Source organism: Candidatus Pelagisphaera phototrophica (genome assembly GCF_014529625.1).
In the GTDB taxonomy this organism is placed as follows: domain Bacteria; phylum Verrucomicrobiota; class Verrucomicrobiia; order Opitutales; family Opitutaceae; genus Pelagisphaera; species Pelagisphaera phototrophica.
The window spans coordinates 196,238-217,017 of the sequence record NZ_CP076039.1 but is presented as its reverse complement, the minus strand read 5'-3'; the positions used below and the strand labels follow the sequence as shown (position 1 = coordinate 217,017).

Sequence of the window (20,780 nt, the reverse complement as noted above, 5' to 3'; positions counted from 1 at the left end):
ATGCAATACACATTAGAAGAAATCCAAAATATCTATCATCTTCCCCTGACGACCCTTATCTATAGAGCTCAGGCGGTGCATCATAAATTTCAGGACCCGTCAGGTGTTCAGCTTTGTACATTGAAGTCTATCAAAACCGGTGCCTGTCCAGAGGATTGCAAATATTGCCCACAGTCGGCTCATAGTGAGGTTGGGATAGAAAAGGAAGCGCTGCTTGACACCGAAACGATCTTGCAGGACGCGGTTGCGGCAAAAAAAGGAGGGGCTACTCGTTTCTGCATGGGAGCCGCGTGGAGAAGGGTTCCCCATGGAGAGCAATTTGAATCACTGTTGAACACGGTTCAATCCGTAAGCGACTTGGGGATGGAGGTGTGCTGTACCCTTGGGTCGCTTGAGCAGGAACAGGCTAATGCTCTGAAGGAAGCTGGTTGTGCTGTATATAATCATAATTTGGATACTTCAAGGGAGTTTTATAGTGAGATAATTACGACCCGCACCTTTGACGAACGCCTAGACAATATTCGCAAAGTGCGTGAGGCGGGTATGGAAGTTTGTAGCGGTGGGATAATCGGTATGGGCGAGTCAATCGATGATCGATTGAAGATGCTCCAAGAGCTTGCGAATCTTGATCCTTATCCGGACTCCGTTCCAATCAACGCTCTGATTGCCTGTAAGGGGACACCATTGGAATCGCAAAAGTTTGTGGACAGTTTCGAATTCGTCCGGGTTATTGCGACAGCTCGCATACTGATGCCAAAGACGATGGTGAGATTGTCAGCGGGTAGGACAGAGATGAACGATGAGTTACAGGCTCTCTGCTATCTGGCTGGAGCGAATAGCATTTTCTTGGGGGATAAGCTGTTGACTACCGCAAATCCCGACTCGAGCGATGATTACAGGTTGCTTAACAAGTTTGGATTGACCTCGCTCGACCCCGACCAGGCGAGAGCTATTCATGCGCGTTCCGGCGAAGAAGCTTCGATATTTGCATAGGTCTAATGAGAACGCTTTTCGTTAGTGGAAGCGATACAAACGTTGGCAAGACTTGGGTAGTTGGCGCGATCGCACAGCATTTATCGGCTCAGGGCGCGACTGTCCAGGTGGTTAAGCCGATTGAATCAGGAGTCTGCGTTGGTGCGGAATCCGATGTTGCCCAAGTGTTGGAGGGTTGCAGCGGCGGGCTAGTGAAAGGATACACTTTGCGGTCATATTCAAAGCCAATCGCCCCAGTTGCGGCGGCTGAATACGAGGGAGAAGATCTCGATTTTTCTGAGATCGAATCTTCAATCACAAGTTTGCCTGCTGACGTTGACTGGCGGATTATTGAAGGGGCAGGTTCGTTGGCAACGCCTCTCAGCAATGATGGCAGGGACTGGTTGGACTTGGCAGTGATCCTCAAAGTACAGGCGTTGGTTCTGGTTGTCGAGGATCGAGTCGGTGCGATTGGGCAGGCCCGTCTGGTTTACGAATATGCGAATTCCAAGGATCTCAACTGTGGTGTGTGGCTGAACGAAATTGAGCCGCAAGAATCTCTTGGGAAAACGGGTACGCTGAATGGTATCCAAAATTTAAAGATACCTATATGGGGAATGACCCAATCAGGCCAATTAGACTTATGTTTTGGTGAAAGGGGTTGGCTCTGAATCAGTTCCTGAAAGAAAGAATCGACTCTGAGCTCACTGCCCGGATGGATTCAGGCATTTTTAGAAGATTGCGGACTAGCGATCCAGCGAAAGGTATTCTCAATCTGGCAAGTAATGACTATCTGGGTTTTTCGAGTGACCCCAGACTCCAGAAGGCTGGTCAAGATGCGATCTCGAAGTTTGGATGCTCTTCATCTGCCTCTCCGCTTGTCACTGGATTCGGTAAAGCTCATCGTGATCTTCTGGCCTTGATTGAATCCTGGTACGGATTTGAAACTGGAATCGTATGGAATACAGGATACGGGGCGAATCAAGCAATGTTGGGCTTGCTTCCGAAAAGCGGTGATCTGGTTTTGGCGGACAGGCTGATTCACAATAGCATGATCTCGGGAGTGCTAGCTAGCGATGCCCGTCTATTGCGCTATCGCCATTGTGACCTCGAGCATTTGGAGGCACTTCTAAAAAAGTATGCCATAGATGATCGAGTTCTATTCGTTGTCACTGAGTCGGTATTCAGTATGGATGGAGATTTTCCAGATCTTAAGGGCATAGCCAATTTGAAAAAAAAGTACGGCTTCTTTTGGATACTAGATGAGGCTCACGCCGTGGGTTGGTATGGCAAGGAAGGAAGTGGATTAGCGGAAGAATATGGGGTTTTGGATCAAGTGGACGCACTAGTGGGAACTTTGGGTAAGGCGCTTGGGTCGATGGGTGCGTATACGCTCTTTCATGAGAAAGCTATTTCGGATTACTTAGCCAATTTTGCGGGAGAATTCATCTATTCTACTTATCTTCCTCCCGCATGCGTCGCGATTGCGACGGAAGCAATACGATGTGTAAGGAAATCTAGTTCACTGCGAAAAACGGGAAGGGATCTATCAACTCGAGTGAGGATGCAGCTCGAGCAAATCGGATTAAATGTAGTGCTCATTGACTCAGCAATAGTATCAATTCAGATCGGCGAGGCAGATCGGGTTGTGAATTTGGCGAAGGAACTTGAGAGCCGTGGAATCCTAGTTGGTGCGATTCGGCCTCCTACTGTTCCAGAGGGGACCAGCCGATTGCGGATTTCGCTAAAGGCTGATCTTGCCGAAAGCTCTACCAATAGACTTTTAGAGGCCCTTGAGGAAATTCTCATTGATTTGAAATGAAAGTAGCGTGGATAAATGGGTGGGGTATCGGAATAAGTTATTTGGAGACGATCGCTTCTGAACTGTATCCAAATAAAGAGCACCGCTATATTTTGCCCAAATTAGGTTGGGATGCGGAGCTCAGTGAGATATCGAAGAACTCAACTGTAGTCGCCTATTCCCTTGGAGCATTCCTATTGTTGAATCAGCCAAACCTATACCATTATTTCGACAGGGTGATCTTTCTAGCTCCATTTGAGGATTTCAAGAAAGAGGAAGAAAGGGGAGGGAAAGTGTATCGATCCCAGCTGATCTATTTGAGGCGATGGTTGCAAAGGGATAGCCTCGCCGCGATAAGAGACTTTGTTCTTAGGGCTGGGTTAAGCGATCACTCGCACGACTTATTTGGAATCGAAGATTCTGATTTGATTTGGGGGGTTGATCGACTGATAAACGATTCGGTGAGAAGGGGCAACTTAGTAAAGGTGGAGGCTTGGATTGGGGAAAATGACAGGCTTTTGGACGCGGGAAGAATTAATAGCATAAATCCAGGTATCAATGTTCTGAAAAACGTAGGGCACGATCTTAGAGAATTGCTTGTAGGAGCGAAAATTGAGTTGTGAAATTTGACCAGAAAGCATTCCAGTATCATGAGAAAGCCAGTATCCAAAAAAAGGTAGCGGATTGGTTTTCTCAGTGGATTGATAAAGATTGCTCGCGACTTGCTGGGTTGGAGCTAGGAGCGGGAACGGGATTGTTTACACGTTATTTAGCGTTGCGTAGTTTTCGTGAATTTTGTGCAACTGATATCTCCCATTCTATGCTACATGAAGGGAAAGCCCGGTTGCCTAATATTTGTTGGGAGATTCAAGATGCGTGGAGACTTGAGGCACGAAAAGCTGACAGAGTATACGCATGCAGCCTTTTGCAATGGGCGAACGATCCAATCAGGGTTCTAAGTGTCTGGAGAGATGCGTTACTGGAAAACGGAAGGCTGCTCGTCTGTTTTTTTATTGAAGGATCTTTGGAGGAATTTACCCGATTGGATTCGAGGTTCCCGGCGTTTCCTTGGAAAGGTGAAAAGGAGTGGGTCGAGATCTTTCGTGCCGCTAACCTGGATATAATTAGAAGCGAAACTCGAACCGATATTATGATCTATGAATCCCCACGAGCCGCTTTGAGGCAGATTCATGATATTGGAGCCATCAGCGAGAATCGCATGAAGCCCTCGGTGCTGAAGCGTTTGCTGGAAGATTTAGAAAAGCGGGAAAAGGGGTACTTCGAGTTGAGCTGGAGAACGATGCGTGTTGAGTGCCAACAATCGAATCAGTGCCTCTAGCCAATAATGGGAATCGTCATACCATGGACCAATCCCCGCTCAAGGTTTCAAACTTGAGAGAGCATTGGAGTTCTTCGAGGAAGCGATTTCGTGGAACCAATGTTGCCCCAAGGCCTTGCAGATGACTACTTGGAGCCTGGGCATCAATGAAGTCGAACCCATTTTTTTTAGCAAACGTTACAAGTTGGGAAAGCGCGATTTTTGAGGCGTTCGACTTGATGTGAAACATGGACTCCCCGAAGAACGCGGCTCCAAGCGATAAACCATAGAGTCCCCCGACGAGGCTACCCTTATGGAATGCTTCAAAGGAGTGTGCGTAGCCTAGTTGGTGCATTTCTATGTAGGCGTCGATCATGTCGGACGTAATCCAGGTTCCCTCTTGGCCTGGGCGCGGAGCAGAAGCGCAAGAGTGAATCACTTCCTTGAAAACAGTGTCGATACGGATCTCAAAACGATTTGACCGAATATCTCTTTGGAGATTGGTCGAGCATTTGAAATGGTCTGGGTAAAGCACCATCCTTGGATCGGGAGAAAACCAAAGGATTGGTTGTCCATCCGAGTACCAAGGGAAAACCCCTTTCGAATATGCTTCAATGAGTCGTTCGGGACTAAGGTCGCCCCCTACCGCTAGAAGTCCGTCCTCCGTTGCACTAGTGGGATCTGGGAATTCAATTTTGCTGGATAGAAAATGAAGCGGCACGTGATGGTCTAAAAAGTGAGCGTTTGCGGGTATTGATATTCTGCAGAAAGATTAAGCACTAAAATCAGGGAGAAGGGAAGCGTCTCCAAATATCTCGAGGAGGCGATTATATGCGGATTGTTTCTCATCAGTATCCCTTGATTGCTGAAAATACGAGAGCCATACTCCTGATGGAATGATCTCGCCGGTTGCTTCGGACCTCGTGTGGTTCGTTAGGTTTGCCTGGCTATCAAATTCCAAAATCCAAGGAAGTTGATACAGGTTTTTAGCGTTGTCGGCAGTTATAAGAATGGCTCCTAAACGCGGTTCTTGGTCAGTTTCACTATGGGCCCGGATCGCGGATACAAATGAAACCATACGAAAATCGTACGCGGAGATTAGATCAGCTAGACAGGAATTAAGAAGATCTCGTGAACCAGTAACTTCAGTCGGTAGCGCTAACGTGACGAAGGAGCCCAGTTTTCGCTTACCTAGAAAAAGGGGCAGTATTCCTGCAAATTCATCAAATACGTCCTCGGTGTGAAGCGCCATTGCTTCGTGTATACCCGATGTCTCTGGTTGCTGTTTTGCTAAATGTTCCTGAAGTGATGACATCGGATATCTGAAGAGTGTACGGCTACTATTCCGGTTTAAAAACGAGCGAAGCGGAGTTGATGCAGTAGCGGAGTCCGCTTGGTTTCGGGCCATCGGGAAAAACATGACCTAGATGGCCACTGCAATTGTTGCAGTGAACTTCAGTTCGGGTCATCCCATGACTCACATCGATTGTCTCGCCAACGATTTGCGGATCAGCCGGTTTGAAGAAACTGGGCCAACCGGTACCCGAGTCAAATTTTGTGTTACTTGAAAAAAGCGTTTCACCGCATCCAGCACAGTAGTAGTTTCCTTCTTTTTTCCAGTCCCAATATTCGTTTTGAAAAGGAGGCTCGGTACCTTGGTTTCTTAGCACTCTGTATTGCTCGGGGCTGAGGGATTGTCTCCATTCCTCGTCTGACTTGCGGACTTTCCCCATCTGGCCAATATCTGCATTCGAAGGGAGGCCGCAAGTGCTGGCCTCCGGATTCAGTTTCTCTTGGGGTGATTTTTTGGTATAATCCCGCATGGCTATGTTTCAATAGAGGCTGTTCATTTGAAAGCGAACTGAATCGATATTCGATTGCCTTTGAATGTTTGAAAGTGAGATGGGGTGAGAGCCTGGAGTTCCAATCTGCCGAATACGTCGCTGGCGAGAATGAGTAAGGGTTTAAGTGTATAATTCTCTGCCAGAATTGATTTCCACTATCGCATTTGTCATTGACAGGCGAAGCAGGATTTTTTTGTTAGCCCCTCTAAATTTCGCAACAACCATGGCAGAAGAAAAGAAAAGTTCACCCTCGAAGGCGGAGTCAAAGCCAAGTCCAAGTGAATCTACGCCTAAAGCTAAGACTGATTCCTCTAGTCAGAACGGTAAAGGCGATGTACCCCGGAATATCTTCTCAGAAGATTTCCGGCAGAATTTCGATTCAATAGACTGGGGCAAGTAAGCGACTTTTCTCCGCCGATTGTCGATTCACAAAGGGCAGCTGATCGGGTTGGGAATGTTCGGATCTACCAAATTCCCTGATCCGTGAGTTGCTTGGTTGCTGCTTCAGCCCATCCTCGATTTGCCGCTGGGCTGGCGGGGGAGGGATGCAGTACTTTTCCGTGTCGAATTTCGAAACTTGACAAGACTTCTTTGGCTCGAGTTTGGGCAAAGCCGCCCACCCCAACGATCCAGTTGGGCTCTAGAATTTCTATGCATCTCCTGAGATGCTGATCACAGGAGCTGAACAGTGCGGAGGACTCGATTGCTGGTAGTTTTTCGGGAGTTCGGTTTCGCGAGCTTTCCTCCATGAAAACAAGGGGACAATAGTTGAGGACGAAGTGATCTTCGAAGAAACTGGCTGGATCCTGATAGCGTTGAGCGAAGAGCCCCCAGAGTCGGCGGCCTGAAACTTCTGACTTTGCACATTCGAATCCGACAATAGGACGTTTTGGATGTTCTCGATTCGGTTTCTCCACGGGTTTGTCGATTCCCATCCAATCTCTAACGAAAGAGATCTCTCCGAATGGAACCCCGGTTTGAGACATTCCCCAAGGTCCTGGATTCATACCCATGAATACAACCCGCTTTTTGGAACTTCCAAATTTTTCGATATAACTTTGGTGGCTTTCCCATGCATAATCGAGGGGGTTGTAAACGTATGAAACAGGGTCAGCAAACTTCAGAAGATTGACTTCAGCAGAAAGCTTTTTGGCCGCTTCAATCAGGCTTTTTGAAGTGCTCATAGTCGGGTTGTGGGATATCCTTTATGGACCGTCAATACCTTAGGTGAGGCTAGCCCGGATATTGATGGAACCATCTTGTTCACTTGAGCGTATCAGTTATTGGGAGTTAACGAGGAGGGACTATGATAGCAATAATTGTTTGCTGTTTTTCAGCATTGGTAATGCTCATTATGCTGGCAACGGATATCGATAGTGTCCACGTGCGATACAATGTGTTTGTATACGAGATTGTAGATGAAGTTTGATTTCTGAGCCGCCATTAAAGTAGCCGCATGGAAGAAACTGTAGCTGCTTGCGAACATCCAAGTAGAATCGGGAGAGTGCCCTTGGGTGGATGCCTGCCTGAAAACCGGCAACGATAAATAGATTGAGTAACTGCTGCCGAATGATGCCGTGCTTTAAGAGGCGTCTCGGAGAAGTGGTTACGGCTAACTTTGATTTGACGAATCTTCCCATGGCCCTCAGCCTGATCTGAAAATCCACATCCTCAAGAATTGGGTACGGTTTGAATTTTCCTAGCGCGTAGAATGTGGATCTAGGCATGAAAAGTCCTTGGTCCCCAAAGGTGAAATACAAATTGCTCAAAGATGTACATAGCGAGTAGAACTGGAGAAGTTTCGAAGACGGTTTGAATGCAAGATGGAAGGAACCAGCGATAGTCCCTGGAACTTTCATTAGCGATACGACCTCTATGGATGCTCTTTTGGGCAAGGTAGTATCCGCATGCTAAAAAAGAAGAAAGTCGCCTTTTGCCTGATCTGCGCCGCGATTTAGTTGAGTCCCTCTTCCGGGAATACTTGGAATGATTTCGTATCGTCGTTTTTGGGCAATTTCTAATGTCTTGTCATTGCTGCCACCATCAGCGATAATCACCTCTTTATCACTCGCCTGATTGTCGATGCTGTCTAGGGTTTCGTCCAGAGTTCCTTCTTCGTTTAAAGCAGGAATGATATAGGAAATGCAGCGTCCCATTAAACGAGAACAGTCCGAATTCGGAGCAGGGGCAAGTAATATGAAACCTCGCCTAGTTCGACTAGTAGGATACGGAAGTTTTGAAACTCTTTCCTACCAAAGGTTCCGTTGAACTTGCATAGGATACGGGTAAAGGCTCTGGCAGGCGAGTTTCGTGAACGGGTACCCTAGAGCATAGCCGCTCTAGGTTTGGATGATCCTGTATCCGCTGAAAAACATGAGCCAGCAATATAGCGTCTCCTTTCGCGTCGTGGCGTCGGATAGAGGAGAGTCCAGCGGACAGGCGCTCAGCTATATCGTCCAGCGAGTTGCGAAGCCTCGAGAAATCGGGCCAGAGAGCCTCGAAGATGTCCATCGTATCGATAAACTGGATATTACGAGAATGGGCGGGGTCGTCCCTCACGTGCTTTGAAATGAACTGGAAATCGAATCGATAGATATCATGGCCAAACAGAGTTGCCTGCCCCACGAAATTGGAAAACGCTTGGATTGCCTCCTTGGGATTCGGCGAATTCTTGACGTTATTATCTCGCACACGAGTGAGCTTTTGAATCTGTTTTGGAATCGGCTTCCCTGGATTCACGTAAGTACAGAAAGATCTTCCCATCTCCATTCGCATCCCGCCCAATTCGATAGCCGCGATTTGAGTAATCTCTTCTTGCTTGGGTCGCAAGCCGGTCGTCTCGAGGTCGAACACAACGAGTTGCTTCACTCCCAGCAGAGGGTGAAAAAGCGATCTGTGCGTTTGATTGAGAGGTTTCACTGAAGACTAAAAAGGATTGATAAACTAGGGACTTTCAAAGCAGTCGCTCCGTTCCCTGATAGAGGCAAATGATAGAATGATATAATCGACCCTCCTCATTACCAGCTGACTCTTTTTCAGCCCAATTGATGGCGTTTTAGTATAAAAATGCCAACTAAAGGCCAGGATCCGATGTTTTACCTTCTCTAATGGCAAGAATCATCTGAATGTTGGAAAGCCGATGGGCGATTTCCTGGGCGATATTCAGATCGTTTTCTCTCTCTAACATGGTGCCCAAGCGAGATTCAATTTGCTCCAGCCGCGCAAGTTCTTCCACGTACTCCTGCCTAAGAGGAGATTGGGCTTGGAGATTGCTGTGTGTAGGCTGAATCATTAACCTCTCGAAATTGGGCGACTTGTAAAATTTTGGCAAGCAAGATTTACATTTGTTTAATATTTTTAATTTTCCAGAGGCTCGGATTTTCTAGTCTTAATTATAACCCAGTATGCGGCATATTGTATTCGTATAAAGATTACGGCGGGCAGATTGAATAGACGATTGTAAATTTTTGCTACTTCGATTTATTGATAGTCGAAAATGAACTCGCGTCTTTGTGGTAGGGATGTCCTAGTCGTTGAAGATGAACCGCTTTTAAGAAAGTGATTGTCTCGATTTTTGGAAGAAGAGGGGGCCCATGTGGTATCAGTCGAATGCTTTGCGGCTGCGAAGAACGTGCTTTCTTCGATGCCTTTTGATTACGCATTGTTTGATGTTCACCTGCCTGATGGCCTGGGAGTAGATCTTTTAGATTACGCGAAAGACAAATCCTTTGTCGTGATGACTGCAGATGGCGGGTGGGAAATCGCGGTCGAAGCAATGAAGCGAAAGGCTGCGGATTACATGTCTAAGCCTTTCGAGCTGCAAGAGGTGCCTCTCATTTTGGCTCGTTGCGCGAAGGCGAAGCGAAGCCGACGTTCTCGCGAGCATCGCATTGAAATGGAGGCGTGGTCGAGTAGGCACTGGATCGGAAGTGCTCATTGCCGGATTTGTGATTGAAGGCAACCTTCCGAAGAGAATTCTGATTCGCGCGATAGGGAAGGGTATCGTTGCGCAAAGCGGTAACAATTTAGTTTCGGACCCTACCTTAAGCTTGTACAGAGGCTTCAGCGTGATCGATTCGAATGACGAACGGGATGTACAACCTGAGAAGGAGCAACTTGTTTCGTTGATGTCGTCGGCAGGAGCCTTTGACTTAACTGAGGGGAGTGGTGATAGCGCTTTCTTTTTATGGCTCGAGCCCGGTTTGTATACGGCTATCGTAGCCGGGAACAATGATGAAACGGGTGTGCTTTGATTGAAATTTACGATCTAACTGGTCCTTAGACAAGGTTGACCGATCGTGTTTGGCTAGGCAAGTTGGCGTTTGATTTGGCTAGGGCTCCCAAAGTTTTTTTTGAAGACGAAGATTTGCTGATTTTAGACAAACCGCAAGGTGTGCTCGTCGAAGGCTTCAATTCGGTCGAAGACACCTTGACGGACTGGGTCAAAGATTACACGGGAAATCATTCCAGACCACTTCATCGCCTGGATAGAGATACAAGCGGTCTGGTGCTTTTTGCGAAAAACCAGAAGTGGAATCGTGAGCTTTCGGAGCTGTTTGAGAAGAAGAAGATTAGGAAGGAATACTGGACGATAGTCGTTGGGAGTTGGGATAAGCGGACGAATAAGGTGGAGACTAAGATCAGGCCATTGTCGGAGGGTAGGTGGGAAAACAGCGTTGATATAGGGAAGCCATCAAAAACCACTTTTCGTGTTCTTGGAAGTGACAGGGAGTATTCATGGATTCAAGCCCTACCTAAGACGGGCAGAACGCATCAGATACGTTTACACTGTCTTGAGGCTGGCCATCCAATCGTAGGAGACCGTTTTTATTCCTCTGATCGCGCAAACGCCTTTATGCTTCACGCGTATTCGCTCGGTTTTCGCCACCCAAATGGGTCGGGCGACGTTCGAGTTTCAGTGGATCCACCTGAGTTCTGGCATCATTGGCTGAATAGATTATCATTTAGGATCTAATCGAAATGGGCATCGATTTCTAGATTGCTGGGATTGAAAAACACCTTGATGATAAGAGTATGTTACGTGTGTATTCATACAAAGGATGCGATTCATGCCGGAAGGCTCTTAAGTGGCTTAAAGAGCGGAATATCGAATTCGAAAACCTAGCGATTCGCGAAACCCCTCCGAAGCGGGATGAGCTTGCCAAGATGCTTAGCTATTACCAAGGTGGTTTGAGTCGCCTTTTTAATGTATCCGGGGGTGATTACCGAGCCCTCAACCTCAAAGACAAGATTTCATCTCTTAGCGAAAAGGAAGCGTTCGATTTACTGGGAAAAAATGGAAACTTGGTAAAGCGCCCCTTCGCAATTTGGGCTACGGGAGGAGTTGTCGGGTTCAAAGAAACTGAGTGGATTGAGCGCTTGGGGTTTTAGCAACAATAGCCGTTTTTAAGGTTTCCGGTCGCTGTGGCCTAGATCTCTGTGGGGAGCGATTCGGTCGCGAATCAGCTGTTTAACCTCTTTTGCTTCCGGAAACCGGCCCTCTGTCTTTCTTGAATAGAGGAGATCTCCATTTAATCGGATTTCTAGGACGCCATCCGTTCCCGGCTGAAGGGCAACTTCACCGATTTCTTCGGAGAAAGTGGTGAGAACTTCCTGGGCGAGCCAAGCAGCTCGCATCATCCAGCGACACTGCCGGCAATACAGAATCGAAATACGAGGCGATCTAATGTCAGTCATTACGCCTCTAGCCCAATCGCTGAGCAGCTGAATCGCAATGGCAAAGATCTGAACCTTTGTTAGCGGGCAGTACTTTTTAGTTGAGCTCTGCCTGTTCGATCAGATTCTGGATGCGAGACTCTGGTTTACGAGCTAGCCTCTCAGCGTGCTTGGTAATGATGTTTAGAGCTGCAATACGGTAAGCTTCACCAAGAGTTGGAAAGTTCATTACGTTTTCCAAAAATACTCGAACGTCGTTGTTGTTCAGAATCGCCATTTCCCCGACATGGATCAAGTCGGTTGCACCCTCTGCGACAACATGAACTCCTAGGATCTTTAACGTTTTGGAGTCGGCGATCATTTTGAGAAGCCCATCTTTGAAACCCGCAATTTGACCGCGGGCAACTTCATCAAAACTTGCACGTCCGATTATGATATCGTTACCGTATTTTTCTCGGGCCTGATCTTCCGAGATCCCCACGCTAGAAAGTTCAGGAACCGCGTAGATGCCATTGGGGACTAGTTCAAATTTGCTGCCTGGATCAGTTCCGAGAGCATGGCATATGGCTCTTCGACCTTGTTCCATGGATACGGAAGCGAGAGAAGGAGGTCCAATGACGTCCCCGACTGCGTAAAGGCCTTCGATAGATGTCTGGTAGTTATCATCAACGGGGATGGCCCCGTTTCTTCCAAGCTCGATACCGAGATCTTCGAGGCCAAGCCCTTGTGTATTTGCGATACGGCCTTGAGCAACAAGCATTTTGTCGCTAGAGATTACGGTACCGTTGTCTAGCTTGGTGATTACCTGTGAAACCGAATCCCACTTAATGCTCTCGTACTTTGCCTCGCCGATATACTCACCGCCATTTTTTGTGAAGTGGTTCAGGAACTTTTCAGTACACTCTGGCTCCATGAAAATGAGCGGACGGGACGTTCGGTCAAACATCGTAACTTTGACTCCTAGTAAGGAGAAAATGGATGCGTACTCAGAAGCAATGACGCCCCCACCTACAACAGTAAGCGAACGAGGAAGGTAGATCATACTGAGTATGGAGTCGCTATCGAGTATGTTCTCGTGATCGACTTCGATGTCTGAGGGCGTTCTAGGTTTCGATCCGGTTGCAATTACGATATATTTAGCGCTAAGAAAACTAGAGGATCCTTTGAGCGTTGTGAGGGAGACCGTATTAGCGTCTGAGATGGACGCTCGACCGTGAAAGTAGGAGATCCCTTGGCTTGTCAGGTACTCAGAAATGAAATCGGTGTAGGAACCAAGGACTGAATCGAGACGTTTCATCAAGGTCGAAACCTCCATGTCGTCTTTCAGCTTGAAATCAAATACGTCTGGGTTGCGGCGGAGAGTTGTAATGGTCAGAGCTGCTTCACGAAGTGTCTTGCTCGGAATGGTTCCATGGTGGACGCAGGTACCGCCCACTTTGCGCTCGCGATCGATAAGGGCTACCTTTAGGCCGGCATTGGTGGCTTGGATCGCTGTTTTTTGTCCACCGGGGCCAGAACCAATAACGATTAGGTCGAATTCCTCTTCTATGTTCATATCTCCATCGCCGATACCATGGTCTTTACGTGGTCTTTTTTATTGAGGAGGTCCTCAGCATCATCTGGATAGAAATTTAGAAACCCGAAAACTGGGTCCTTGATGAGTTCGTTCACTTTAAAATTGGCGGGATTGATTATCCAACTTGCCAAAAGTTGCGAGAGATAAGTAGCAGCGGACTCCTCCCTGAAGCTGGGAGCGGATTCATAGCGCTTGTAGTAGATCGTCGTAACTTGCAGCTGTTCGGGCAGTTTCCAGTCAACTGCAACTTTGGCTGCGATCTTCCGATGGAAAGCGCCGACGAGCTGGGCAACGCTTTTCTTGTCGAGCTCGAGATCCTTTTCCTTTGTGATCGTCGAGATTAGTTGAACCGTAATCGGTTTTCCCACTGAATGGAGAAGGCCGCAAAGAAACTGTCCTTCAACATTACGACGGCGCTTGCGCGAAATCTCTTTCCCGTAGGAAGCAGAAGCAAGAGCGTGACGGAGAAGTTGGGTGATCTGCGCTTCAAAACCCGGAGCCTTAAATAGGTCGCTCTGTACTGATACAGCGATCGCGACTTCTCCGAGAAGATTCATGCCAAGGCAGGTAACTGCTTGCTGGAGCGACACGATTTGTTCGCCTCCTCCATAAGCGGCAGAGTTTGCTATTCTCAAAACGTGAGAGGCGATAGACTGATCGCTGTGGATTAGCTTTGATAGATCGCTGACCTCTGAGTTTGGGTCGTTCGTCAGCGTGAAAACTTTGCTGGCGACTCTGGGCATTACAGGAAGCTGGAGATTTGAAGAATTCAGCCTTTCCTCTAGCACAGCTGCAATTATGTGCTTTGGCGACTTGGTGGTTGAATGAGACTCCCGTGTCATAACTCTTAAGGTAAAAAATCGATTCAGCTCTGGTTTATTGGTCCCGCACAACGCTCAAATATAGATCGTCAGGCAAAGGGAATTGTTAAGTAGTTTCCCCCTCGAAAAGAAGAGAATCTCCGTCACTATAGAAGAGTGTTCTCTGAATCGTTTTAAAAACGGTAGATTTCCCTTAAAAGATAGATAAATACACGGGCATCTATCGAGTGTGTACCCTAAATGAAAACGCGTGTGAAATTTAGATGAATTTTACCGTGATTGATTGCCGAAGAATAATCCTCTCTGGAAATCGAATGTTGCTTTCGCGGCAGGCAAGCGAATCTTCCTTTGGTCTAAACTATCAAATGGGTAGGTTTGTGGCTGCTGTCTCAAGTTGGTTTTTGTTTTGCTCCCAAAGTAAGATTCGGCCAACTCTGCGATTTTGGTTGGTTCGACCCATTATCTGTGTTGATAGCGTAAATCATGTCAGGATTTGTCTTGGGACAACGTTATATCAGTGAACCGGAACCGGAACTGGGTTTGGGAACGGTAGTCAGTGTAAGTAATTTCCAGGTAGGGATTGCTTTCCCGGCCTCGGGGGTGGAGCGAATGTACGCATCTGATACGATCGTCCTCAAGCGGGCTCGTTTCCGAGAAGGTGAAAAAATTACTTCTCACGAAGAAAAGACGTATACCGTCGAAGGTGTTGAAGAAAGATCGGGTCTGCTGTACTATCGCGCTAGTGGGTTTGAAATCTGTGAAAGCGATCTTTCGGATTCAGCGAGTTTTAGTTCGCCTCATGATAGATTGATGAGCGGTTTGGCGGATCCGGGAGAGGTTTTTGATTTACGTTACAAAACCTTGAGGGTGCAGAATGAGCTGAGAAGGTCTCCAATGCGGGGCTTCACTGGGGGCAGGGTTGATTTGATTCCCCATCAAATGTACATTCTGCACGAGGTTTCAAAACGGCAATCACCACGTGTGCTCCTGGCGGATGAAGTGGGACTGGGTAAGACAATTGAAGCTTGCTTGATTATTCAGCGTTTAAGATCCATTGGGAAAGCGGAGCGTATTCTAATCCTTGTGCCAGAATCATTGATACATCAATGGTTCGTAGAACTGCTTCGCAGATTTAACTTATGGTTCAGTATTTTTGATGAAGAGCGATGCCTTGCCGCGGAGGGAAGCAATGCGGGGATGAATCCATTTTTGGATGAGCAACTGGTCTTGTGCAGCATCGATTTTCTAGCGGGGAACGCCATCCGGTCTGGCCAGGCGATTGAGGCAGGCTGGGAACTCGTAGTTGTTGATGAGGCCCATCATCTGGAATGGGCTCCCGATTCCCAGAACTCTGAATACGAGCTTGTAGACTTGCTGGGACGGGATAGCCCCGGGCTGCTTTTGTTGACAGCTACGCCTACACAGTTGGGGCTCGAGGGTCACTTTGCCCGCCTTCGTTTGCTGGATCCGAATCGTTACAGTGACTTGGAAGCCTTTAAGAACGAGATGGAAGGTTTTGAGTCGGTGGCGAGAGTGGCTGGAAAGATCGTTGACGAGGTCGCACTGTCTACGGCGGATCGATCTGCCTTGAAACTGATTTTCGTTAAAGACCTAGACGGCCTCGAAAAGCGGTTGGCAGACTTTGAAAGTGGAAAGCGAGGAGCCAAGGACGTTTTATTGAAAGCATTGCTGGACGAACATGGAACGGGTCGGGTTGTGTTTCGGAATTCCCGGGCAAACATGACAGGGTTTCCTAAAAGAATGTACTGCCCAGTTCCTCTTAATCCCACTGGTGAATCAAATGTGCTACTCAGCAGATTGGCGAAGGAATTTGAAGCGGAGTTCAATGACAAGGAACATGAAATTCGGTACCAGTTTAAGGGTGACCCTAGGCTGGAATGGCTGGTGTCTTTTTTAAAGGGGAAACGTAACGCCAAGATACTGTTGATATGCAAGTCGAAGCGGAAAGTGCTAGCGATCGAATCCGCGTTGCAGGAAAAGCTTAACGTTAAGATTGCGTTGTTTCATGAGAAGCTGCCGCTGGTTCAACGAGACCGGAATGCGGCCTGGTTTGCGGAACCAGAAGGCGCGAGAATTCTGCTTTGCTCGGAGATTGGCAGCGAGGGGAGAAATTTCCAGTTCGCTCATGATCTCGTCTTATTTGATGTACCAGCCAACCCAGGACTGCTTGAACAGCGCATAGGAAGGTTGGACCGTATCGGCCAAACGGCTACAATTCAGATTCATGTGCCTTATATTGTGGGGAGCCCGCAAGAGTTTGTCGCAGACTGGTTTTATCAAGGTTTGGACGCCTTCGAAGTTTGCACTCATGGCAGCGTTGAGTACAAGGAGGCGTTCAGTGCTCGGCTACTGGAGGGAGCCCTGAAATATGGCCGTGGCCAGAAAAAAGGCAACCGAGAAGCGCTTGAAGCCTTTGTTGAGGAAACGATCGCTTTCCGCGAGGAGCTCACGGAGAGGTTGCGTCTTGGCAGAGACCGTTTGTTGGAATTGAACTCATTCGATCAGACAGTGGCCAATGAGGTGGTGGACAATATCCGTCGAACGGAGAACGATTCTACGAGTCGCACCATGTTGTTCGATCTGCTGGACCACTATGGGGTGCGGATTGAAGAACACGAAGCGGGCGAGGTTTTTTTTGACAGCCGTCATGCCTATGTGGAGTCGTTTCCAAGGATACCTTATGAGGGGGTTTTGGCGACTTTTGATCGAGATCGGGCAATTGTGCGAGAAGACATCGAATTCATATCGCAGGACCACCCGCTTGTCCTTGAGTCAATGGCATTGCTTATCAATTCCGAGGTAGGTGTTTCGGCCTTTAGTATCAGGGAATCAGACCAATCTAATATTTTGCTGGAAGCGATTTTTGTTCTGGAACCAGTGGCTCAGGCCCATCTGCATTTGGATCGGTTTATGGCACCTACGCCGATAAGAATTCTGGTGGATATTCGTGGAGACGATCTCACTCATGAACACGATCCGGCTTGGGAGCAAACTCAGTTAATCGATGGATCACTGAATCGATTTTTGGAAAATCCCGGTTTCAATCGAGATATTCTCCAATCGATGCTAAATGGTGCTGAGGATATGGCCCGAAAGGAGTCCACCAACATAAAGCAGTCCGCAAAGTCGGAAATGAAAGCGGCGCTGGGAGCCGAGCTTCGGCGGCTAGTTGATCTGCGTAAGATTAATGAAAATGTCAGAAAAGAGGAAGTTGAGCTAGCTAAAGACGAAATGAAGGGAATCACGGAAGGAATTGATGCGGCCCGTCTTAGGCTCGACTCTACAAGACTGATCGTGGAGGGAGAAGTCGTCGACCTGGAGATTTAGATATCCAAACGGGAGAAGGTGATACGAGGCGAATTCCAGAAACCTCATCTAGGGGGTTTGAGTACAATACGCCGGGGTCAATCCGTGAGAAATTGGCAGTAATCCTCAAAAATCGGTTATAATTGAGTAGTTTACTCTGTTGTGCTTTGGTGCCGGATACTTATTATTCGTGAGTGTTTTTCGCGGATGCTATCCCAGTTATTACCTCCACTCAATTGAGCGTCGACGTCGCTAGCAGTCAATTCGAGCAGAATCTCGATGGTCAGCCAGATAGGGTCAGGCGTTTTCAATGGGTGGACATTTCTCAAGCGACAGTCGAAGGATTTACCCGAGAAAAACTTCGGGAAGCCCTCTAAGCTAAGCTTGGCTGTAACAAAATAGGTCTACTGGGATCCGAGGAAACGGTCGGGCAGAACATATCTGCCAGAGCATGAGGTTAGTCTATTCGACGGTCACAGATTTAGCGAGGTTTCTCGGCTTGTCGACGTCGCACCCACGCAGGTTGGCGATGTGGTAGCTCAGGAGCTGCGTGGGGATACTCGCGAGGATAGGGAGGACGGCCCGATGACAATCTGGAATCAATATCTGATCGTCTGCGATTTCCTTAGGAAGTGGGTTACTTCGGTTCGCGATCGCAATCACCGGTGCTCCGCGAGCCTTCACTTCCTGGATGTTGGATACAAGTTTTTCGTGAATATCAGGCTGAGTCGCTAGAACGATTACTGGACACTCAGCACTTATCAGGGCGATTGGACCGTGCTTCATCTCCGCAGCAGGATACCCCTCTGCGTGTATGTAAGATATTTCCTTCAGTTTTAGGGCGCCTTCCAAGGCGATGGGGAACATGTCTTGTCGGCCGAGAAACAGACAATCGGTCATGTCCTTGTACTTCTTGGAAATCTCGAGAATCTGGTCACTCAGTTTAACCGTTTCGGTGACCAATTCGGGAGCTTGTTTTAATGCAGCAACGTACTCAAGGCCGTCCTGAAAAGACATATCGCGAAGCCTTCCAAGGTAAAGGGCGAGCATGGAAAGGATATGTAGTTGGGATGTGAACGCTTTAGTGGAAGCCACCCCGATTTCTGGACCGGCGTGTTGATAGATTCCTCCATCGGATTCGCGGGCGATGGTAGAGCCCACACTGTTGTTGATGGCGAGGGTCTTGTAACCTTTTCGTTTGGACTCGCGAAGCGCTGCTAGGGTGTCGATCGTCTCGCCCGACTGACTAATGACGAGAACCAGAGTATTCTTGTCCAAGGGCGCGTTTCGGTATCTAAATTCAGAGGCGTATTCTACCTCCACTGGTATCCGAGCAAAGCGCTCAATCAAGTATTCTCCTACCAAACAGGCGTGCCAGGCGGTTCCGCAGGCACAAAGTAGAATGCGATCGATCTGACGCAATTCCTGAGCGGTTGTGTTGAGCCCTCCGAATTTGGCGGTGCTCATATCGTCGGAAAAGCGCCCACGCATCGCATTCTCGAGAGCTCCAGATTGCTCGAAAATCTCTTTGAGCATATAGTGCTCGTAGTCGCCGAGTTCGCTCTCAGCGATATCCCAATCAATGGTTTTGATTTCCGGGGTTAAAATCTCCTCGTCATTGGTGAGCAAATTAAGTTCGCCGTTCTTGAGGCTGACTATTTCGCCGTCGTTGAGGTAGACCACATTGGAAGTCCGGCGAATAATCGCCGATACGTCGCTCGCAAGTAGGTATTCATCGGGTCCAATCCCGACGATTAGTGGAGAGCCTTTCCTTGCTCCGACGAGTTCGGTGGGATGGTCCGCACAGATGACGGCGATTCCGTAAGTTCCTTCAATATGCTTCAAGGTGCGACGCACGCTATCCGGAAAACGCGTTTCGGACTCACTGTCTTCCTTGGCATAATGGTAAGCGATCAGGTTGCAGAAAACCTCCGAGTCCGTTTCAGAGTAGAAGCTGTATCCCTCGCCCTCTAGAAACTTCTTGATCGAAAGATAGTTTTCGATGACTCCGTTGTGAACCATCGCGATTTTTCCGTCGAAGCTAACGTGCGGGTGAGCGTTCTCCTCCGTGACGGCCCCGTGGGTAGCCCAACGGGTGTGGCATATGCCAAGATTGCCGGAGAGCGAATTCCCAGACACATGTTTGGCTAGTTCCGTGACTCGGCCTTTGTGTTTTTTCAGTTTGAGTTCCTTTTCCGTCAAAACGGCGACTCCTGCGGAGTCGTACCCTCGGTACTCCAATCGCTTCAATCCTTCAAGCAGTAAGGGAGATGCCTCCTGTTTTCCGATGTAGCCAACGATTCCACACATAGTCGATAGATTACTTATAATTGAGTAGGAAAAATGAGTTCGATACTTTTTTATAGTTTATGAAAATGCCTGCAGTGTATATAAATAAAAATCCAATACTATCGCAGGCTCTTTTCTCAGAGAGTTTAAACGTTAAATCGGATCGGCACGCGTCCTATGAAGCTTAATGCCCTTCTTTATTCGCTCGGACTGTCTGGGTTATCCTCGTTACGAATATTCTTACCGGTTTTTTGACCGCCCTTTTCATGAAATACGGCCACTCGTGGCCATTTCTAGCCAACATAGAATTCCTTGGAGAAATGGCACGTAAGGCGAGCAATCACCCGACTTGGTTTACGAGTGGAGTTATGATTACCGTGTTGGGTGCTCTTTCCGTCCTAGAATTCGTGGCAGACAAGTCACCTGAGGCGAGATAACTGATGGACGATTTCTCTGTTTATGCGAAAACCGGCTTGTCAGCGCTAACGACTCTGGGGGGAATGAATACCGGAGACGCGGATTTCGCAGGAAGCGTGCTACAGCAAACGTGAATTCTTGAGATGATTCGAGCATCCCTATCTGCAGGGGCTACGTTTGTGGGGGCGACGGCGACGGGGAGCGTACTCGTTATCCTGACTGAAGCAGATCCCGACGACAAGGTAAAGATTCGCGGCTTTCTCAGTTGGGTAGAAGATTTCGTTTTCGGTATTCGCTACCTCTTTTGAATGTGACTCCTCCCTTTTGGCGTCAATTTCGCGACGGTCGCCCCTTTGGAACGACCGCCGGTTTGTTTTCTGTTTCAGAATAATCGTTTCATGGTTCTATGATCCCATTCAAAAATCTAGAATCGATAGAATTCTTCTTAGGCCCGCGTCCGCGGTCCCCGCTTGAAGCTAGAATAAGCTCCCTGCTTAAGATCCATAACTCCGAGACCAACGAGGGCTGCAGTGATTGCAACTCCCGCGATGAGCTCTCCAGCGGGCATTTGAAACCCGAAAAGCCCAAATGGCACTAGAGCCAGGATAGTTGAAGCGATTATGTTACTCTTGGTTTGTGTATTCATTTTTTGGTCAGTTTTGGCTGACGAGTGGAGTATCGCACACTTTCATTATAACTTGAAATACTTATAAGTTATAATATCCATAGTTTAAAACTA

26 protein-coding genes are annotated in these 20,780 nt (G+C 47.9%); 13 read left to right on the top strand and 13 right to left on the bottom strand.

What is annotated here, in order from left to right; translation table 11 throughout:
- From bioB to GA004_RS01035, 5 genes are read left to right on the top strand one after another with little or no spacing between them, the layout of a single operon-like run.
- Positions 1-993 (top strand): biotin synthase BioB, encoded by a 993-nt coding sequence (gene bioB / locus GA004_RS01055; RefSeq protein WP_283395433.1) that lies wholly within the window; start codon positions 1-3, stop codon positions 991-993.
- Positions 994-998: 5 nt separating this feature from the next.
- Entirely contained in the window at positions 999-1,643 is a 645-nt protein-coding gene (gene bioD / locus GA004_RS01050; RefSeq protein ID WP_283395432.1) for a dethiobiotin synthase, read from the top strand.
- A 44-nt stretch (positions 1,644-1,687) separates the two neighbouring features.
- The gene (locus tag GA004_RS01045; RefSeq protein WP_283395431.1) at positions 1,688-2,794 is read left to right on the top strand and encodes an aminotransferase class I/II-fold pyridoxal phosphate-dependent enzyme; all 1,107 of its coding nucleotides are present in this window, start codon (positions 1,688-1,690) and stop codon (positions 2,792-2,794) included.
- Positions 2,791-3,396, top strand: coding sequence for a hypothetical protein (locus tag GA004_RS01040; RefSeq protein WP_283395430.1), 606 nt, complete (start codon positions 2,791-2,793; stop codon positions 3,394-3,396). The genes GA004_RS01045 and GA004_RS01040 overlap by 4 nt, the downstream gene beginning before the upstream one ends.
- The gene (locus tag GA004_RS01035) at positions 3,393-4,112 is read left to right on the top strand and encodes a class I SAM-dependent methyltransferase (protein ID WP_283395429.1); all 720 of its coding nucleotides are present in this window, start codon (positions 3,393-3,395) and stop codon (positions 4,110-4,112) included. Before GA004_RS01040 ends, GA004_RS01035 begins: the two co-directional genes overlap by 4 nt.
- A 16-nt stretch (positions 4,113-4,128) precedes the next feature.
- Here GA004_RS01035 and aat read toward each other — a convergent pair whose 3' ends face one another.
- From aat to GA004_RS00995, 8 genes are all read right to left on the bottom strand, one after another.
- The gene (gene aat, locus GA004_RS01030) at positions 4,129-4,812 is read right to left on the bottom strand and encodes a leucyl/phenylalanyl-tRNA--protein transferase (RefSeq protein ID WP_283395428.1); all 684 of its coding nucleotides are present in this window, start codon (positions 4,810-4,812) and stop codon (positions 4,129-4,131) included.
- A 51-nt stretch (positions 4,813-4,863) separates the two neighbouring features.
- Positions 4,864-5,406 (bottom strand): hypothetical protein, encoded by a 543-nt coding sequence (locus GA004_RS01025; RefSeq protein WP_283395427.1) that lies wholly within the window; start codon positions 5,404-5,406, stop codon positions 4,864-4,866.
- 25 nt (positions 5,407-5,431) lie between these two features.
- Complete coding sequence (gene msrB, locus GA004_RS01020) at positions 5,432-5,824, bottom strand: peptide-methionine (R)-S-oxide reductase MsrB (RefSeq protein ID WP_343218830.1); 393 nt, start codon at positions 5,822-5,824, stop codon at positions 5,432-5,434.
- Between the two features lie 575 nt (positions 5,825-6,399).
- A complete protein-coding gene (locus GA004_RS01015) occupies positions 6,400-7,119 on the bottom strand; it encodes a uracil-DNA glycosylase family protein (RefSeq protein ID WP_283395425.1) in 720 nt (239 codons plus the stop codon).
- 168 nt (positions 7,120-7,287) lie between these two features.
- Positions 7,288-7,662: a glycosyltransferase family protein gene (locus GA004_RS01010; RefSeq protein WP_283395424.1), complete on the bottom strand. Its 375-nt coding sequence runs from the start codon at positions 7,660-7,662 to the stop codon at positions 7,288-7,290.
- Between the two features lie 183 nt (positions 7,663-7,845).
- The gene (locus GA004_RS01005; protein ID WP_283395423.1) at positions 7,846-8,091 is read right to left on the bottom strand and encodes a glycosyltransferase; all 246 of its coding nucleotides are present in this window, start codon (positions 8,089-8,091) and stop codon (positions 7,846-7,848) included.
- Positions 8,092-8,152: 61 nt separating this feature from the next.
- On the bottom strand, positions 8,153-8,854 hold the full coding sequence (locus GA004_RS01000) for a 3'-5' exonuclease (RefSeq protein ID WP_283395422.1): 702 nt from the start codon (positions 8,852-8,854) through the stop codon (positions 8,153-8,155).
- Between the two features lie 154 nt (positions 8,855-9,008).
- Positions 9,009-9,227, bottom strand: coding sequence for a hypothetical protein (locus GA004_RS00995; protein ID WP_283395421.1), 219 nt, complete (start codon positions 9,225-9,227; stop codon positions 9,009-9,011).
- A gap of 270 nt (positions 9,228-9,497) precedes the next feature.
- Between GA004_RS00995 and GA004_RS00990 the strand changes: the two genes are divergently transcribed.
- The 4 genes from GA004_RS00990 to GA004_RS00975 are packed head-to-tail and all read left to right on the top strand — an operon-like array spanning position 9,498 to position 11,326.
- Positions 9,498-9,890 carry a response regulator gene (locus GA004_RS00990; RefSeq protein WP_283395420.1) on the top strand — a complete coding sequence of 131 codons (393 nt, stop codon included), beginning with the start codon at positions 9,498-9,500 and terminating at the stop codon, positions 9,888-9,890.
- Positions 9,865-10,188 carry a hypothetical protein gene (locus tag GA004_RS00985; protein ID WP_283395419.1) on the top strand — a complete coding sequence of 108 codons (324 nt, stop codon included), beginning with the start codon at positions 9,865-9,867 and terminating at the stop codon, positions 10,186-10,188. Before GA004_RS00990 ends, GA004_RS00985 begins: the two co-directional genes overlap by 26 nt.
- A 35-nt stretch (positions 10,189-10,223) precedes the next feature.
- A complete protein-coding gene (locus tag GA004_RS00980) occupies positions 10,224-10,910 on the top strand; it encodes an RluA family pseudouridine synthase (RefSeq protein ID WP_283395418.1) in 687 nt (228 codons plus the stop codon).
- A gap of 59 nt (positions 10,911-10,969) precedes the next feature.
- A complete protein-coding gene (locus GA004_RS00975; protein WP_283395417.1) occupies positions 10,970-11,326 on the top strand; it encodes a Spx/MgsR family RNA polymerase-binding regulatory protein in 357 nt (118 codons plus the stop codon).
- Positions 11,327-11,341: 15 nt separating this feature from the next.
- Here the strand turns inward: GA004_RS00975 and GA004_RS00970 are convergent, their stop codons facing one another.
- The 3 genes from GA004_RS00970 to GA004_RS00960 all read right to left on the bottom strand — a co-directional run bounded on the left by GA004_RS00970 (position 11,342) and on the right by GA004_RS00960 (position 13,930).
- Complete coding sequence (locus tag GA004_RS00970) at positions 11,342-11,632, bottom strand: Rdx family protein (protein WP_283395416.1); 291 nt, start codon at positions 11,630-11,632, stop codon at positions 11,342-11,344.
- A gap of 76 nt (positions 11,633-11,708) precedes the next feature.
- Positions 11,709-13,166, bottom strand: a complete 1,458-nt coding sequence (gene sthA, locus GA004_RS00965; protein ID WP_283395415.1) for a Si-specific NAD(P)(+) transhydrogenase — start codon at positions 13,164-13,166, stop codon at positions 11,709-11,711.
- Positions 13,163-13,930 (bottom strand): HDOD domain-containing protein, encoded by a 768-nt coding sequence (locus GA004_RS00960; protein WP_283395414.1) that lies wholly within the window; start codon positions 13,928-13,930, stop codon positions 13,163-13,165. Before GA004_RS00960 ends, sthA begins: the two co-directional genes overlap by 4 nt.
- Before the next feature lie 561 nt (positions 13,931-14,491).
- Here GA004_RS00960 and rapA point away from each other — a divergent pair.
- Both rapA and GA004_RS00950 read left to right on the top strand, forming a co-directional pair.
- Complete coding sequence (gene rapA / locus GA004_RS00955; RefSeq protein ID WP_283395413.1) at positions 14,492-17,356, top strand: RNA polymerase-associated protein RapA; 2,865 nt, start codon at positions 14,492-14,494, stop codon at positions 17,354-17,356.
- Between the two features lie 215 nt (positions 17,357-17,571).
- Positions 17,572-17,712 carry a hypothetical protein gene (locus GA004_RS00950; protein ID WP_283395412.1) on the top strand — a complete coding sequence of 47 codons (141 nt, stop codon included), beginning with the start codon at positions 17,572-17,574 and terminating at the stop codon, positions 17,710-17,712.
- Positions 17,713-17,797: 85 nt separating this feature from the next.
- Here GA004_RS00950 and glmS read toward each other — a convergent pair whose 3' ends face one another.
- Positions 17,798-19,645 (bottom strand): glutamine--fructose-6-phosphate transaminase (isomerizing), encoded by a 1,848-nt coding sequence (gene glmS, locus GA004_RS00945; protein ID WP_283395411.1) that lies wholly within the window; start codon positions 19,643-19,645, stop codon positions 17,798-17,800.
- A gap of 245 nt (positions 19,646-19,890) precedes the next feature.
- Here glmS and GA004_RS00940 point away from each other — a divergent pair, with 245 nt between their 5' ends.
- Together GA004_RS00940 and GA004_RS00935 are read left to right on the top strand one after the other, a co-directional pair.
- Entirely contained in the window at positions 19,891-20,061 is a 171-nt protein-coding gene (locus tag GA004_RS00940; protein ID WP_283395410.1) for a hypothetical protein, read from the top strand.
- A gap of 123 nt (positions 20,062-20,184) precedes the next feature.
- A complete protein-coding gene (locus GA004_RS00935) occupies positions 20,185-20,349 on the top strand; it encodes a hypothetical protein (RefSeq protein WP_283395409.1) in 165 nt (54 codons plus the stop codon).
- A 137-nt stretch (positions 20,350-20,486) separates the two neighbouring features.
- Here GA004_RS00935 and GA004_RS00930 read toward each other — a convergent pair whose 3' ends face one another.
- Positions 20,487-20,687, bottom strand: a complete 201-nt coding sequence (locus GA004_RS00930; protein WP_283395408.1) for a hypothetical protein — start codon at positions 20,685-20,687, stop codon at positions 20,487-20,489.
- Between the last annotated feature and the right edge of the window lie 93 nt (positions 20,688-20,780).